1 protein-coding gene and 1 pseudogene are annotated in these 619 nt (G+C 70.1%); both read left to right on the top strand.

All coding sequences use genetic code 11. The features are described 5' to 3' along the window. Positions 1 to 216 (top strand): annotated as a pseudogene (locus DBR34_RS15770) (hypothetical protein); the annotation flags it as partial. Beyond that, positions 213 to 584 (top strand): hypothetical protein, encoded by a 372-nt coding sequence (locus tag DBR34_RS15765; RefSeq protein WP_128097497.1) that lies wholly within the window; start codon positions 213 to 215, stop codon positions 582 to 584. The pseudogene DBR34_RS15770 and the gene DBR34_RS15765, both read left to right, overlap by 4 nt. The last annotated feature ends 35 nt before the right edge of the window (positions 585 to 619 follow it).

Raw genomic sequence — 619 nt, 5'->3', positions numbered from 1 at the left:
GCCGAACTGCTGGTCGATGCGGCCATTGCAGGCGGGTTGTACCGGCGCATGCAGGGCATGCGCGCGCAGGGTTGGTGGCGGCTGTGCCTGGCCCATACCTTCTGGCCGCTGATCGGCGTGCTGGTATTTTCCGCCGGGTTGGGCTGGGTGGCGCAGGAAATCGCGCCCCACGCCGACACCCTGGCCGATGTGCTGCAGACGGTGCGCAGCCGGTGAGCCTGCTGCAGCGCATGCTGAAAGGCGCCACCGGCGGCGCGGTAGGGCTGGGCGCACTGGTGCTGGGGCTGGTCTGCAGCGGCGTGACCGCAGTGCTGGTAACAGCGATGGGCGCGGCGCTGCTGCCGCGCCTGTTGGCGCCCTTGCTGGGGGCGGGCATGGCCCCGCCTGCACTCTCCGCGGCATTCGCCAGCGCCTACCCGTGGGTCTGGGCCGGCCCGGTGCTGGTGGTGCTGGTGGCGGTGTTTGGTCGCGGTTTGCGTTACTGGATGGCCGGCGTGGTGGGTGTGGCCAGCATGCTGCTATGGGGCAGCTTCGCGGTGGTGGCGATGTACCTGTCACTGTTCGTCCAGGCCGCCGCCGTCTGACCGCGCGGGCAGGAGTGGAGTGGATATCCTCGATG

Source organism: Stenotrophomonas sp. HMWF003 (genome assembly GCF_003061285.1).
In the GTDB taxonomy this organism is placed as follows: Bacteria; Pseudomonadota; Gammaproteobacteria; order Xanthomonadales; family Xanthomonadaceae; genus Stenotrophomonas; species Stenotrophomonas maltophilia_AP.
The sequence above is the reverse complement of the archived record's forward strand: the minus strand, read 5'-3'. Positions and strand labels throughout refer to the sequence as shown.